Source organism: Amycolatopsis xylanica (genome assembly GCF_900107045.1).
Taxonomy (GTDB): domain Bacteria; phylum Actinomycetota; class Actinomycetes; order Mycobacteriales; family Pseudonocardiaceae; genus Amycolatopsis; species Amycolatopsis xylanica.
In genome coordinates this window covers 883,617-896,897 of sequence record NZ_FNON01000003.1, presented here as the reverse complement: position 1 = coordinate 896,897, position 13,281 = coordinate 883,617, and the positions used below count along the sequence as shown (strand labels likewise).

The following is a 13,281-nucleotide window of genomic DNA, read 5'->3' as shown; positions in this document are numbered from 1 at the left end:
TCAGCGGGCACTCGGCGTGAACAGCGGCTTGGCTGTCGCATAACTCCTCACGCGGGGTCCCGCCGGACCTCGCGCCACGCCGCCCGCCGTCCCGACGCGCACCTGGAGACCCCCAGCGCACTCGCGCTCGGATTAGGCTGTCGGCGTGGATTACGTCGAGCATATTGTCGATCTCGTGGGCAACACCCCGCTGGTCAAGCTGAACGCGCTCACCGAGGGGCTACAACCCCTGGTGCTCGCGAAGGTCGAGTACGTCAACCCTGGCGGCAGCGTCAAGGACCGCATCGCGCTGCGCATGATCGAGGCGGCCGAGCGCTCCGGCGAGCTGAAGCCCGGCGGCACGATCGTCGAGCCGACCTCGGGCAACACCGGCGTCGGGCTGGCCATGGTCGCCCAGCGCAAGGGCTACAAGTGCGTGTTCGTCTGCCCTGACAAGGTCAGCGAGGACAAGCGCAACGTGCTCAAGGCCTACGGCGCCCGCGTGGTCGTCTGCCCGACCGCGGTCGCGCCGGAGCACCCCGACTCGTACTACAACGTGTCCGACCGGCTCGTGCGCGAGATCGAGGGCGCGTGGAAGCCGAACCAGTACGCCAACCCGGAGAACCCGGCGAGCCACTACCACTCGACCGGGCCCGAGCTCTGGACGCAGACCGAAGGCAAGATCACGCACTTCGTCGCGGGCGTGGGCACCGGCGGCACCATCTCCGGCACCGGCCGCTACCTCAAAGAGGCCAGCGAAGGCCGCGTCAAGGTCATCGGCGCCGACCCCGAGGGCTCGGTCTACTCGGGTGGCACCGGCCGCCCGTACCTGGTCGAGGGCGTCGGCGAGGACTTCTGGCCGGAGACCTACGACCGCGGCGTCGCCGACGAGATCATCGCCGTCTCCGACGCCGACTCGTTCGACATCACCCGCCGCCTCGCGCTCGAAGAGGGCCTGCTGGTCGGCGGCTCGTGCGGGATGGCCGTCGCCGCCGCGCTGAAGCTCGCCGAGCGCTGCGGCCCCGAAGACGTCATCGTCGTGCTGCTGCCCGACGGCGGCCGCGGCTACCTCACCAAGGTGTTCAACGACGACTGGATGTCGTCCTACGGCTTCCTCCCGCCGGAGTCCTCCGGCGCCACGGTCGGCGACGTGCTGACCAAGAAGAGCGGCAGCCTGCCCAGCCTCGTGCACAGTCACCCGAACGAGACCGTCGCCGAGGCCGTCGCCATCCTCTCGGAGTTCGGCGTCAGCCAGATGCCCGTCGTCAGCGCGGAACCGCCGGTCATGGCGGCCGAGGTGGTCGGCGCGGTCAACGAGCGCGACCTGCTCGACGCGCTGTTCACCGGCAAGGCGCAGCTCGCGGATCGCCTGGACAAGCACATGTCGCCGCCACTGCCCACCATCGGGGCCGGTGAGCAGGTGAGCTCCGCGATGAAGGCGCTCTCGGGCGCGGACGGCGCGCTCGTGCTCATCGACGGCAAGCCCGCCGGGGTGGTCACCAGGCACGACCTGCTGGGCTTTCTGGCAGGACGGTAACCAGATCAGATCGCGGGACCGGGGTGGGGCGTTACCAGCGCCCTACCTCGGCATGCACTAGCGTGTCCGGCGAGCAGAACTTTCAGGTCCTCGTCAAGGGGGAAGTCCCACATGAGTGCTCCGCAGCCACCGAACCAGCCTTGGGGTGGCGGCCAGCCACAGCAGGGCCCGCCGAGTGGTCCCCAGCCGCAGCAAGACAATCCCTTCGGTTCGCCGGAGCCGACCCAGGTCGTGCAGCCGGGCCAGCCACAGGGAGGCGGCACGTTCGGCGACAGCCCGGAGCCGACCCAGGTGGTCCAGCCGCAGCGTCCGGCCGACGCCGGCGCCACCCAGGTGGTGCCCCCGGTCGGCGACCCCAACGCGACGCAGATGGTGAACCCGGTCGGTGGCGGCGGTGAGGCTCCCGGCGAGTCGACCCAGCTGGTCCCGCCGGGCTCGCAGCCGCCTGCCGCGATCCCGTACGCCCCGCCGCCGAGCGCGGCGGACAACCCGTCGGCCGGTGGCTACGGCGGCTACGGCCAGAACCCGGGCGCCTTCGGTGGCCAGCAGCAGGGCTTCCCGCCCCCGCAGCAGGGCTTCGACCCGTCGCAGGGCCAGGGTGGTTTCGGCCAGCCGCAGCAGGGCTTCGGTGGCCCGCCTCCCGGTTTCGGCCCGCCTCCCGGCGGCGCCGCGGGCGGCCAGAACGCGCTGTTCGGCATGATCGCCGCCGGCGTCGTGGCGCTGCTCGGCCTGATCGGCGCGATCCTGATGATCACGGTCCTCGGCGACCTGGGCGGCGGCAGCACCAGCAGCCTGGTCGACCAGTGCGTCGCCAACGGCGTACCCAGGTCGACCTGTGAGGCCGCGGCCGAGCGGGCCAGCGAAGCGGGCAGCGGCGTGCCCGGCCGTGCCTACTTCTACATCATCATGCTGCTGCTCGGCAGCATCGCCGGGATCGGCGGTGGCGTGCTGCTGTTCCTCAAGAACAAGCTCGCCACCTGGGTGATCGTCGGCGCGGGCGCCGTGCTGCTGCTCTTCTCGCTCATCCTGCTCATCGACCTCGGCAACCTGACCAGGGCCGTGATGACCCTGATCTTCGGCCTGCTGATCGGTGCGGTCGGCGCGCTCGGGCTCATCCCGGCCACCCAGCAGTTCGTCGGCATCGGCTCCGGCTCGGCGCTCGGTGGCGCCCCCGGTGGCTTCGGCGGCCCGCCGAGCGGCGGCTTCGGCCAGCCGGGCCAGTTCGGCCAGCCCGGCCAGCAGCAGTTCGGCCAGCCGGGTGGGTTCAACCCGCCCAGCGGTGGCTTCGGCCAGCCTGGCGGCCCGAACCCGGCCAGCGGTGGCTTCCAGCAGCCGCAGTACGGGCAGCCCCAGCAGCAGCCGGGCCAGCCCGGTCAGTTCGGGCAGCCTGGCCAGCCGCCGCAGCAGCCGTACGGCCAGCCGCAGCCGGGCCAGTTCGGGCAGCCGGGTCAGCCCGGTCAGTTCGGGCAGCCGCCGCAGCAGCCTGGCCAGTTCGGCCAGCCGGGGCAGCAGCCCCCGCAGCAGTGGTGAGTTGATCACCGAAAGTGATGCCCCGGTCGCCTCGCGACCGGGGCATCACTTTTTCGCTGTGATGAGGTTTTCCCTACTCCGCAGGGGCGTTGTGAGCGTTAGGGTGGGCGCTCACCGTCTTCTTGCCGCCAGTTGGGGGAGTTGTGTCAGGTCCCTATGGTTACGCGCAGCAGCAGGGCCCGCCCGCGCCGCAACGCCGCCCGAGCGGGGCGACGGCCATACTGGCGGGACTGCTGGGCCTTCTCGTCGCCGGCGCCATCGCCTACCTGCCGATCCGGGTCTTCATCTCACTGCCGTCCGGCTTCAGCATCGGTGACCTGGACACCCGCGCGCTCATCTACATCGGCGTCGCGCTCACCGCGGCGTTCTGCCTGCTGCTCGGCTCGCTGATGACGTTCTTCCGCGCATTCGCCGGTGCCATCGTCCTCATCGTCGGCTCGCTGCTGGCCATCGCCGCGATCCTGCTGGAAGCCACGCTGTACCTCAGTTTCGGCGAGTACTTCTCCGCCGTGTTCAGCTTCAGCCTGACCGAGGACATCGTGCGCGCCGCGGCCGTGATCGGCGCGCCGCTCGTGCTCCTGCTCGCCGTGCTGCCGCCGACGTTCAAGTACCTGCGCTTCCGCCCCTCCGCGCCTCAGGTGTACGGACAGCCACCGGCATACAATCCCCAGGGCTGGTGATCAACCGGAGGGGGAGACATGGGATATCCGTATCCGCCGCAGCAGTACGGGCCGCCGCAGGGCAGGCCGCCCGGCGCGGCGACGCACACGGTGGCAGGAATCGCGGCGGTGGCCTTCGTGCTGCTGGCGGCTGGTGGGGTGGTCTCCGCGATCGCCGATCTGCCGGTGATGCCGGGCAGTGGCATCGCGCTCTGGTTCGTCGAGCTGATCTGCACCGGCGCGGCACTGGCCGGGGCGATCATGCTGCTCACCTATCGGGCGGCTGGCGCGTTCCTGATCATGGGCGGCGCGGCGGTCTGGGAGATCGTGGTGCTGCTCAAGCCCGCGATCTATGACTTCCCGTACGGCATCTACCTGGAGGGGATCTTCAGCGGCAGGGGCCCGTGGAATGCCTGTTACGGGTTCGGCCTGATCGTCGGCGTCGTGGCGGCGATCTTCGCGGTGCTGCCGGGCTCGGCGGCCTACGCCAAGGCCATGTACGCGATGAAGCGCCGCCCCATGGGCTACGGCCAGCCGCCCGGTTACCCGCAGCAGCCGGGCTACCCGCCGCAGCCGGGTTATCCCCAGCAGCCCGGTTATCCGCAGCAGGGTTACCCGCAGCAGGGACCGCCGCCGCAGCAGGGCGGTTATCCGCCGCCGGGACAGTGGTGACCGGGACATGACCTATCAGCAATACCCGGGGCAGCCGTACCCGGGACCGCAATATCCCGGGCAGCAGTACCCAGGCCAGCAGTACCCGGGTCAGCAGCCGCCGCCGTCCGCCCCGAGTGGCGGCACCGCGATCACCGCGGCCGTCCTCGCCATCCTCGGCGGCCTCGTGCACCTGGTCGGCGCCATCGCGGGCGCGGTCAACCTCGGTGCCTTCGCCAACGTGATGTCGATCATCATCTCGGTCGGCGTGAACCCGATACTCGCCGGGCTGCTGATCGGCGGCGGGATCATGATCTTCCTGCGCAAACCGGCCGGGCGGATCAACGTGATCATCGGCGCCGCGCTGGCGATCGTGGTGTACGCGACCGCGATCGGATTCGGCGCGGTCGGCGTCTACGCGCACGGGATCATGCCCGCCGCGTTCGTCATGCTCCTCGCCGCGCTGCCCGCGGTCGCCACGGTCGTGCTCGCCTCGCTGAACGCGACCGCGCGCTGGCTGGCTCCACGGCCGGTGGGCCCGCCACCGCCCTACGGCGTTCCCGGCTATCAGCTCCAGCAGCCGCCCCACTACCCCGAGAACCCGCGGCCCTGGTAGTCATCCCACCTGTCGGGATGACGGGTCACGGGCCGTACGCTGGTCCGTATGGTCGATGACTTCTCGGCGCTCGGTTTCGAAACGCGCGCCATCCACGCCGGTCAGGCGCCCGATCCGAGGACGGGCGCGGTGATCGTGCCGATTTACCAGACTTCGACGTACGCCCAGGACGGCGTCGGCGGTCTCCGTGAGGGCGGCTTCGAGTACTCGCGCACCGCGAACCCGACCCGCAGCGCGCTCGAAGAGGCACTGGCCGCGCTCGAAGGCGCACGCCACGCGCTCGCGTTCGCCTCCGGCATGGCCGCGACCGACGCCGTGCTGCGCACCGTGCTGCGCCCCGGCGACCACCTGGTGCTCGGCAACGACGCGTACGGCGGCACGTTCCGGCTGATCGACAAGGTGCTGAGCCTCTGGGGCATCGAGCACACGGTCGCCGACCTGTCCAAGATCGACGAGGTCAGGGCCGCTATCCGGCCCGAGACCAAGCTCATCTGGTGCGAGACGCCCAGCAACCCGATGCTCGGCATCGCCGACATCGCCGCGCTCGGCGGTGTCGCGCACAGTGCCGGCGCGCGGCTGGTCATCGACAACACCTTCGCCACGCCGTACCTGCAGAACCCGCTCGCGCTGGGCGCGGACATCGTGCTGCACTCGACCACCAAGTACATCGGCGGGCACTCCGACGTCGTCGGCGGCGCCGTGGTGATCAACGAGGACGAGCTGCGCGAGGAGCTGTTCTTCATCCGCAACGCCGCAGGCGCCGTGCCCGGCCCGTTCGACGCGTGGCTCACCCTGCGCGGCATGAAGACGCTGGCGCTGCGCATGGACCGGCACAGCGACAACGCCGAGCGGATCGTCGAGATGCTGGCCGCGCACCCGAAGGTGTCGACGGTCTACTACCCGGGCCTGACCGACCACGCCGGGCACGAGATCGCCGCCAAGCAGATGCGCCGGTTCGGCGGCATGGTCTCGTTCACCCACGTCGACGGTGAGCAGGCCGCGCTGGACGTCGCCGCGCGGACGAAGCTGTTCATCCTCGCCGAGTCGCTCGGCGGCATCGAGTCGCTGATCGAGCACCCCGGCAAGATGACCCACGCCAGCACCGAGGGCTCCACGCTGGAGGTCCCGTCGAACCTGCTGCGCCTCTCGGTCGGCATCGAAGACGGCCGCGACCTCGTCGCGGACCTGCGCGCCGCGCTGGGCTCTTGAGGGCAAGGGCCATGGGGGTCGTGAGTGGTACGGCCGGTTAGAACCGGTCAAAACACTCACGACCTGTTGGGTGCGTGGGTTGTCACGTGCCACGGCGGACGAGCCCGAGCGAGTGGAAGATTTTCTGCATCCAACGCAGCAAACCTTCCACTCGCACTGAGACTTGGGCGGTAGGTAGCCAAGCGCCGGTCCGCTAGAACCGCCCGCAACACTCACGACCCCAGGGCCTCACCCAGGCCGAGTCCACGAGCACGCCACATATGGGTTTTCCCTCAACCAGACCTGACAGACGAAGGCCCCTTTTCGCCAGGCGAAAGGGGGCCTTCGTGGTGTCTAGCGGCTGTAGTCGCCGGACGCGTTCTCGGCGGGCGCGGGGTGCGCGGGCGCGTCGACCTCGGAGCCGTCGACGCAGCCGCCGACCAGCTCGACGTGGTTGTCGTGGCGGATGTACTGGGCCGGAACCCCGCAGGTCGCGTGGTCGACGGTGTACACGGCGGCCCCGGTCAGCGCGAGTGCCGAAGCGACCGCCGCGACCAGGGGAACGACACCGGCCGAACGGGTCGTGCGCAGCCGGCGCGGTACGCCCGTTTCGTTCCCCCGTGCCATTGTCACTCCCGGATCACCGATCGTTGCCGTAGCCAAGGATACCCGGACCTCACTTCCTTGTTATGTGAGGAGCCTGTGAAATGGCATGATCCGCCCCATGCGACTGGTGAGCATCGAGCAGATCCTTCAAGCCAGGAAGCTGCTCGAGGGAGTGACCCGTAAAACGCCGATGGAACACGCCAGCGACCTGCGGAGCCTGCATGGTGGCCCGGTGTACCTGAAGTGCGAGAACCTCCAGCGCACCGGCTCGTTCAAGATCAGGGGCGCGTACACCCGCATCCACGGACTGTCCGAAGAGGAGCGTGCGCGCGGCGTCGTCGCGGCGAGCGCTGGCAATCACGCGCAGGGTGTCGCGCTGGCTTCTTCCTTGCTGGGAGCCAAGTCGACGGTCTTCATGCCGGAGCGCGCGCCGCTGCCGAAACTGGCCGCGACCAAGGGCTACGGCGCCGACGTCCACCTGCACGGCGCGGTGCTGGAGGAGACGCTCGCCGAGGCCATCGCGTTCGGGGAGCGCACGGGCGCGGTCTTCATCCACCCCTTCGACCACGAGGACATCATCGCCGGGCAGGGCACGGTCGGACTGGAGATCCTCGAGCAGGTCCCCGACGTCGAGACCATCCTGGTCGCGACGGGCGGTGGTGGCCTGGTCGGCGGCGTCGCAGCGGCCGTCAAGGCGACACGGCCCGGAGTGCGTGTGGTCGGCGTCCAGGCGCAGGACGCCGCGGCTTATCCGGCGTCGCTGGCGGCCGGAAAACCGATACGACTCAAGGAAATGCACACCATGGCCGACGGCATCGCGGTCGGTGAGCCAGGCAAGGTCAGCTACGCACACGTCGCCGATCTGGTCGACGAAGTCGTGACGGTGACCGAGGAATCCTTGTCCCGCGCGGTGCTGTTGTGCCTGGAGCGCCGCAAGCTGGTCGTCGAACCGGCTGGCGCGGCCGTCGTCGCCGCCCTGATGCAGCACCCCGGCGCGTTCACGCCGCCGATCGTGGCCATCCTGTCGGGCGGGAACGTCGATCCGTTGCTGTTGCTGCAGATCATCCAGCGCGGCATGACCGACGGCGGGCGTTATCTCAAGCTCCGCCTGCGGGTCCCGGACCGGCCGGGCTCACTGGTCGCGGTGCTGTCGCGGGTGAGTTCCATGGGCGTCAACGTGATCGACGTCGAGCATTCCCGGATTTCGGGCGCGCTCGCGATCGGCGAGGTCGACATCTCGCTCGCGCTGGAAACCCGCGGCCCGGAGCACTGCGAAGAAGTCGCGCGTGCGCTCCAGGCCGCGGGGTACACGGTGGTTTAGAGGTTCCCGCGACGCTCCTGCTCGCGCTCGATCGCCTGGAAGAGGGCCTTGAAGTTGCCCTTGCCGAAGCCGAGCGAGCCGTGGCGCTCGATCATCTCGTAGAACACGGTCGGGCGGTCGCCGATCGGCTTGGTGAAGATCTGCAGCAGGTAGCCGTCCTCGTCCCGGTCGACCAGGATGCGGTGCTCCTTGAGCACCTCGATCGGGACGCGGACCTCGCCGATGCGGGCGCGGAGCTCGGGGTCGTCGTAGTAGGAGTCGGGCGTCTCCAGGAACTCGATGCCCGCCGCGCGCATGGCGTTCACGGTCGCGATGATGTCGTTCGTCGCGAGCGCGATGTGCTGGCAGCCCGCGCCGCCGTAGAACTCGAGGTACTCGTCGATTTGCGACTTCTTCTTCGCGATCGCCGGCTCGTTGAGCGGGAACTTGACGCGGTGGTTGCCGTTCGAGACGACCTTGCTCATCAGCGCCGAGTAGTCGGTGGCGATGTCGTCGCCGACGAACTCCGCCATGTTCACGAAGCCCATGACGCGGTGGTACCAGTCGACCCAGTAGTCCATCTTGCCGAGCTCGACGTTGCCGACGCAGTGGTCGATGGCCTGGAACAGCCGCTTCGGCGCGCCCTCGGGGCGTTTGACCGCGCTCTCGCGGGGCTCGTAGCCGGGCAGGTAGATGCCGGTGTAGCGCGACCGGTCGATCAGCGAGTGGCGCGTCTCGCCGTAGGTGGCGATCGCGGCCATGCGGACGGTGCCGTGCTCGTCGGAGACGTCGTGCGGCTCCTCGAGGATGGTCGCGCCCTGCGAGCGGGCGTGCTCGACGCACTTGTCGACGTCGGCCACCTCGAGCGCCAGGTCGGTGACGCCGTCGCCGTGACGGCGGTGGTGGTCGAGCAGCGCGGAGTCGGGGCGCACGCCGCCGCTGATCACGAAGCGCGCGGAGCCGGACTTCAGCACGTACGACTTGCGGTCGTAGTGGCCGGTCTCGGGGCCGGAGTACGCGATCAGCCGCATGCCGAACGCGACCTGGTAGAACCACGCGGTCTGGGTCGCGTTGCCCGCGACGAACACGACGGCGTCCATCGCCTTGACGGGGAACGGGTCACGCGACTCGTCGTGATCGACGAGTCCGACGAGCTGACGCAGCTGGTCGTAGCTGACGTCGTCGAGAACGGCGGCGCTTTCGCTGGCGGGATCGAGTGTGTGCGTCATACCCGAAGGATGAGACCACCGGTCAGGATGGGCAATGGCTGTCGATTTCACTGGGCAATCTGCCCAGTCTGGTTGGGGGAAACGCTGTCATAGTGGACAATCTGCGTATGCCCGAACTGGACGCGCTCGACGCGCGCCTCCTGCTGCTGCTCACCGACTCACCCCGCTTGGGCGTGCTCGAATGTGCGCGCAGGCTCGGGGTGGCGCGCGGAACCATCCAAGCCCGCCTCGACCGGCTGACCGCCCGCGGCATCCTCAAGGGCTTCCCGCCGGACCTCGACCTCGCCGCGATGGGCTACGGCCTCACCGCGTTCGCGGTACTCGAAATCGCCCAGGGCCGCCGCTCGGAGGTGTCCGCCGCGCTGTCCGCGATCAACGAGGTCTGCGAGGTCCACGCGACCACCGGCCAGGGCGACCTCTTCGTCCGCATGGTCGCCCGCACCCACGACGACCTCCAGCGCGTGATCGACGAGGTGGTCAGCGTCCCCGACGTGCTGCGCACCTCGACCTCGATCGCGCTGTCGACCCCGGTCCCGCCCCGCGTCCGCCCCCTCCTCGAACGCACCGCGCGCGAGTCGTGAGTGTTCCGGCCGGTTCTAACCGGCCGCAACACTCACGACCCCCGGTCGTCAGAGGACGTGCTTGAGGTAGCGCTGCGCGGACTTCTGCACGATCGCGGCTCCGTCCGAGCGCACGACCGCGCCCCACCAGGCGCCGTAGATCTGCTCGTACTCGTACGGTTCCAGCAGCTCGGCCGCGTGCCGGACGATCTCCGGCCGCTCCGGGATGTAGTTCGGGTAGCTGTACATGAACCCGACGTGCGACCGGTCGGGGATGACCTGCACGATGTCGCCGCTGAACAGCGCGCCGCGGTCCCAGTGCATGACCGTGCCGCCCGCGAAGTGCACGCCGAGGTTGAGCAGCGTCAGCCCGGGCGCGACGTCGAGCTTGCTGCCGCTCCACAGCTCGAGCGACGGATCGGGCCTGCCGATCCACTGCCGGTCGTTCTCGTGCAGGTAGACGGGCACGTCGAAGGTGTGCGCCCACTCGACCATGGTCGTGTAGTAGTGCGGGTGGCTGACCGCGATCCCGGTGATGCCACCGAGTTCGGCCACCTTGGCGACGACGTCCTCGTCGAGGTAGGCGAAGCAGTCCCAGAGGAAGTTGCCGCCCTCGGCCTTGACCAGCAGCGCGCGCTCGCCGATCGCGAACCGCGGCTCGGCGCCGAGGCCGATCACGCCTTCGCCCTCTTCTTCGGCACGGACCCGGTACTCGCCGGCGCGGAGCGTCTCGAGGTCGGTCCACTGCTGCCCGGACTCGGGCACCCATTGGCGGTCGTCTTCACAGATGGGGCAGTCGGCCCGCGGCGCGGCGTACTGCATCCCGCAGGTAGCGCAGATCGGAAGGTTCACAGCGAAAGATTAGCCATACACATGCACGCTTGGCTTTGCTTTCGGCCTGGGCCAAACCCAGGTGCACATGCAAGCCCGGCCATGGTCAGACCATGGCCGGGCATCGCAGGTGTGGGTTACCGGATCAGTTACCGGTGTAGGGCACCGCCTTGACCAGCGTCACCTTCTGGAGGCTGCCGTTGGGCAGTGCGTATTCGCGGGTCTCACCCTCTTTGGCGCCGTGCAGCGCCTTGCCGAGCGGCGACTCGGGCGAGTAGACGTCCAGCTCGCCCTGAGCTCCCTCTTCGCGGGTGGCGAGCAGGAACTGCTCGTCTTCGTCGTCACCTTCGTAGCGGACGGTCAGGATCTTGCCGGGCTCGGCGATGCCGTCGTTGGCGGGCGCTTCGCCCACCTTGGCCGCGCGCAGGAGTTCCTGGAGGTGGCGGATCCGGGCCTCGTGCTGGCCCTGCTCCTCGCGGGCGGCGTGGTAGCCACCGTTCTCCTTGAGGTCGCCCTCTTCCCGGCTGTCATTGATCTTCGCTGCGATGACCGGACGTTGCTCGATGAGCTCGTCGAGCTCGTGCTTGAGCCTGTTGTAGGCATCCTGAGTCAGCCAGGTCACCTTGGTGTCGCTCACGGTCACCATCTCCTCGTTGGGCCTGCCAGGCTTGGGTATACAAGCCGGCCTCCACGCGCGCATGGCTTGCACGCGTGGCTGAGATAAAGGAAAAACACGGCCCGTCGTGGGCCGTGCCGGTAGATCAGGATAACACGACGCGACTGTCCGACGCCGCTCCATTGGCCTGTTCTCAGGCGTTGAGCGCGCGTTTCACCCCGTTGGCCGCTATGAGGTTGACAGGTAGCGTGGTACGTCGTATGAGCAGCCGAAAATATCCGCCGTGACCGGCTCGCCGACACTGCGGATGACCGCGGTGAGGCGCGTGGTCCCGCCGCCCGCCGGGACGAGGACCTCCCGCCGTCCGCTCTCCGCCCCGCTCAGGTCGCGGGCGCGCACGATGCACACCCCCGGCCTGCCGGGCTCGTCCCGTGTGACATCCATGACGATTTCAATCGCGTTGTCCGGTTTGACCGAGAAGCCGACCCGCTGGGCCTCGATCGGCGCCGTGCCGAGGTTGGCGTAAGCGACATAGGCCACACCCAGGCTGACCGCCACCGCGATGATCCCGAACAGCCGTCGTCCCCACGGGCGCGGTTTCGCGCCGCGCGTGGGTCCGTAGCGGCCTTCCGGCCGGGCCGGGACGGCGGTTTCGGCGCCCAACCAGGGCCTCCGATCGAAGTTGTCGTACTGATGAGGACAATGGAGCTGAAACGTCTGCCCCGAGTATCCGCGCGGGGGCGGGCGGGTGCCCATGGGGGTGCCGGAATACCTGAAGAGAAGGGGTCGTTGGCGTCGTGGTGGGAACTGACCAGAAGTTGCGCCTGATGGCCGTGCACGCACACCCGGACGACGAGTCGAGCAAGGGCGCCGCCACCATGGCGAAGTACGCCGCCGAGGGACACGAGGTGCTGGTCGTCACCTGCACCGGCGGCGAGGCGGGCAGCGTGCTCAACCCGGCGATGGACCGGCCGGAAGTGCTCGCCAACATGACCGAGATCCGCCGCGAGGAGATGGCGCGCGCCGCCAAGATCCTCGGCGTGCAGCACAAGTGGCTCGGCTTCGTCGACTCCGGCCTGCCGGAGGGCGACCCGCTGCCCCCGGTCCCCGAGGGCTCGTTCGCGGTGGTCCCGCTCGAGGAGTCCACCGAGGCGCTCGTCCGCGCGATCCGCGAATTCCGCCCGCACGTCATCCTCACTTACGACGAGAACGGCGGCTATCCGCATCCGGATCACATCCGCACCCACGAGATCTCGATGGCCGCGTTCGACGCCGCCGCCGAGCCGGACCGGTTCCCCGGCGCCGGTGACCCGTGGCAGCCGCTGAAGCTCTACTACATCCACGGCTTCTCGCGGGCCAGGATGGTCGCCTTCCACGAGGCGCTGACCGAGGCGGGCATCGAGTCGCCGTACGCGGAGTGGCTGGAGAAGTGGGACCCGGACAAGGCCGACGTCATGGAGCGCGTGACCACCCGCGTCGAATGCGGGGACTTCTTCGAGGCGCGTGACGAGGCGCTCAAGGCGCACGCCACCCAGATCGACCCGGAGAGCCGCTGGTTCGCCGTCCCGCGTGACATCCAGCGCGCGACCTGGCCGACCGAGGAGTACGAGCTGGTCCGCTCACTGGTGGACAGCACACTGCCGGAGGATGATCTGTTCGCCGGAATCAGGGAGAAGGTGGGCACATGAGTGCCGCGTTGCCGTCCTTCGCCGTCCTGCCGCTGACCTCGGCCGCGCTGGTGTTCACCCAGCAGCAGCCGGGCGGCGGCGACAAGGGCGGGCAGGGCGAGGACTTCGGGAAGTCGTCACCGGTCGGGCTGCTGGTGCTGATCCTGTTCCTCATCGCGGTCGCGTTCCTGGTGCGGTCGATGACCAAGCACCTCAAGCGCGTGCCGGAGAGCTTCGACAAGCCGGAGGAGCAGGCCGAGCCCGCTGACTCTGCTGAGCCTTCGGAGAAGACCGACCACAAGTCCTGACCGG

The 13,281-nt window shown here is 69.2% G+C and carries 15 protein-coding genes; 10 read left to right on the top strand and 5 right to left on the bottom strand.

Features of this window, described 5'->3' with window-relative positions; genetic code table 11:
- The first annotated feature begins 145 nt into the window (after positions 1-145).
- The 6 genes from BLV57_RS17815 (at position 146) to BLV57_RS17790 (ending at position 6,181) form a co-directional block, all read left to right on the top strand.
- Positions 146-1,516: a cystathionine beta-synthase gene (locus BLV57_RS17815; protein ID WP_091289947.1), complete on the top strand. Its 1,371-nt coding sequence runs from the start codon at positions 146-148 to the stop codon at positions 1,514-1,516.
- Between the two features lie 111 nt (positions 1,517-1,627).
- Positions 1,628-3,046, top strand: coding sequence for a hypothetical protein (locus BLV57_RS17810; RefSeq protein WP_091289945.1), 1,419 nt, complete (start codon positions 1,628-1,630; stop codon positions 3,044-3,046).
- Between the two features lie 143 nt (positions 3,047-3,189).
- Entirely contained in the window at positions 3,190-3,726 is a 537-nt protein-coding gene (locus BLV57_RS17805; RefSeq protein ID WP_091289943.1) for a hypothetical protein, read from the top strand.
- Positions 3,727-3,744: 18 nt separating this feature from the next.
- Positions 3,745-4,377 (top strand): hypothetical protein, encoded by a 633-nt coding sequence (locus BLV57_RS17800; RefSeq protein WP_091289942.1) that lies wholly within the window; start codon positions 3,745-3,747, stop codon positions 4,375-4,377.
- Between the two features lie 7 nt (positions 4,378-4,384).
- On the top strand, positions 4,385-4,972 hold the full coding sequence (locus BLV57_RS17795; protein WP_091289940.1) for a hypothetical protein: 588 nt from the start codon (positions 4,385-4,387) through the stop codon (positions 4,970-4,972).
- A 48-nt stretch (positions 4,973-5,020) separates the two neighbouring features.
- Positions 5,021-6,181, top strand: coding sequence for a cystathionine gamma-synthase (locus tag BLV57_RS17790; RefSeq protein WP_091289938.1), 1,161 nt, complete (start codon positions 5,021-5,023; stop codon positions 6,179-6,181).
- 333 nt (positions 6,182-6,514) lie between these two features.
- Here BLV57_RS17790 and BLV57_RS17785 read toward each other — a convergent pair whose 3' ends face one another.
- Positions 6,515-6,787 (bottom strand): hypothetical protein, encoded by a 273-nt coding sequence (locus BLV57_RS17785; RefSeq protein WP_091289936.1) that lies wholly within the window; start codon positions 6,785-6,787, stop codon positions 6,515-6,517.
- Positions 6,788-6,884: 97 nt separating this feature from the next.
- Here BLV57_RS17785 and ilvA point away from each other — a divergent pair, with 97 nt between their 5' ends.
- Complete coding sequence (gene ilvA / locus BLV57_RS17780; protein ID WP_091290470.1) at positions 6,885-8,087, top strand: threonine ammonia-lyase; 1,203 nt, start codon at positions 6,885-6,887, stop codon at positions 8,085-8,087.
- Here the strand turns inward: ilvA and hppD are convergent.
- Complete coding sequence (gene hppD, locus BLV57_RS17775; RefSeq protein WP_091289934.1) at positions 8,084-9,295, bottom strand: 4-hydroxyphenylpyruvate dioxygenase; 1,212 nt, start codon at positions 9,293-9,295, stop codon at positions 8,084-8,086. The genes ilvA and hppD overlap by 4 nt on opposite strands.
- A gap of 107 nt (positions 9,296-9,402) precedes the next feature.
- Between hppD and BLV57_RS17770 the strand changes: the two genes are divergently transcribed.
- A complete protein-coding gene (locus BLV57_RS17770; protein ID WP_091290469.1) occupies positions 9,403-9,876 on the top strand; it encodes an Lrp/AsnC family transcriptional regulator in 474 nt (157 codons plus the stop codon).
- Positions 9,877-9,924: 48 nt separating this feature from the next.
- Here BLV57_RS17770 and BLV57_RS17765 read toward each other — a convergent pair whose 3' ends face one another.
- The 3 genes from BLV57_RS17765 to BLV57_RS17755 form a co-directional block, all read right to left on the bottom strand.
- Positions 9,925-10,677 carry an MBL fold metallo-hydrolase gene (locus BLV57_RS17765; protein WP_091289933.1) on the bottom strand — a complete coding sequence of 251 codons (753 nt, stop codon included), beginning with the start codon at positions 10,675-10,677 and terminating at the stop codon, positions 9,925-9,927.
- Positions 10,678-10,831: 154 nt separating this feature from the next.
- Complete coding sequence (greA, locus tag BLV57_RS17760; protein WP_091289931.1) at positions 10,832-11,332, bottom strand: transcription elongation factor GreA; 501 nt, start codon at positions 11,330-11,332, stop codon at positions 10,832-10,834.
- 198 nt (positions 11,333-11,530) lie between these two features.
- Positions 11,531-11,965, bottom strand: coding sequence for a DUF4307 domain-containing protein (locus BLV57_RS17755; protein WP_245757363.1), 435 nt, complete (start codon positions 11,963-11,965; stop codon positions 11,531-11,533).
- Between the two features lie 164 nt (positions 11,966-12,129).
- Here BLV57_RS17755 and mca point away from each other — a divergent pair, with 164 nt between their 5' ends.
- Together mca and BLV57_RS17745 are read left to right on the top strand one after the other, a co-directional pair.
- On the top strand, positions 12,130-12,990 hold the full coding sequence (mca, locus tag BLV57_RS17750) for a mycothiol conjugate amidase Mca (RefSeq protein WP_091290468.1): 861 nt from the start codon (positions 12,130-12,132) through the stop codon (positions 12,988-12,990).
- Entirely contained in the window at positions 12,987-13,277 is a 291-nt protein-coding gene (locus tag BLV57_RS17745; protein WP_091289928.1) for a hypothetical protein, read from the top strand. The genes mca and BLV57_RS17745 overlap by 4 nt, the downstream gene beginning before the upstream one ends.
- The last annotated feature ends 4 nt before the right edge of the window (positions 13,278-13,281 follow it).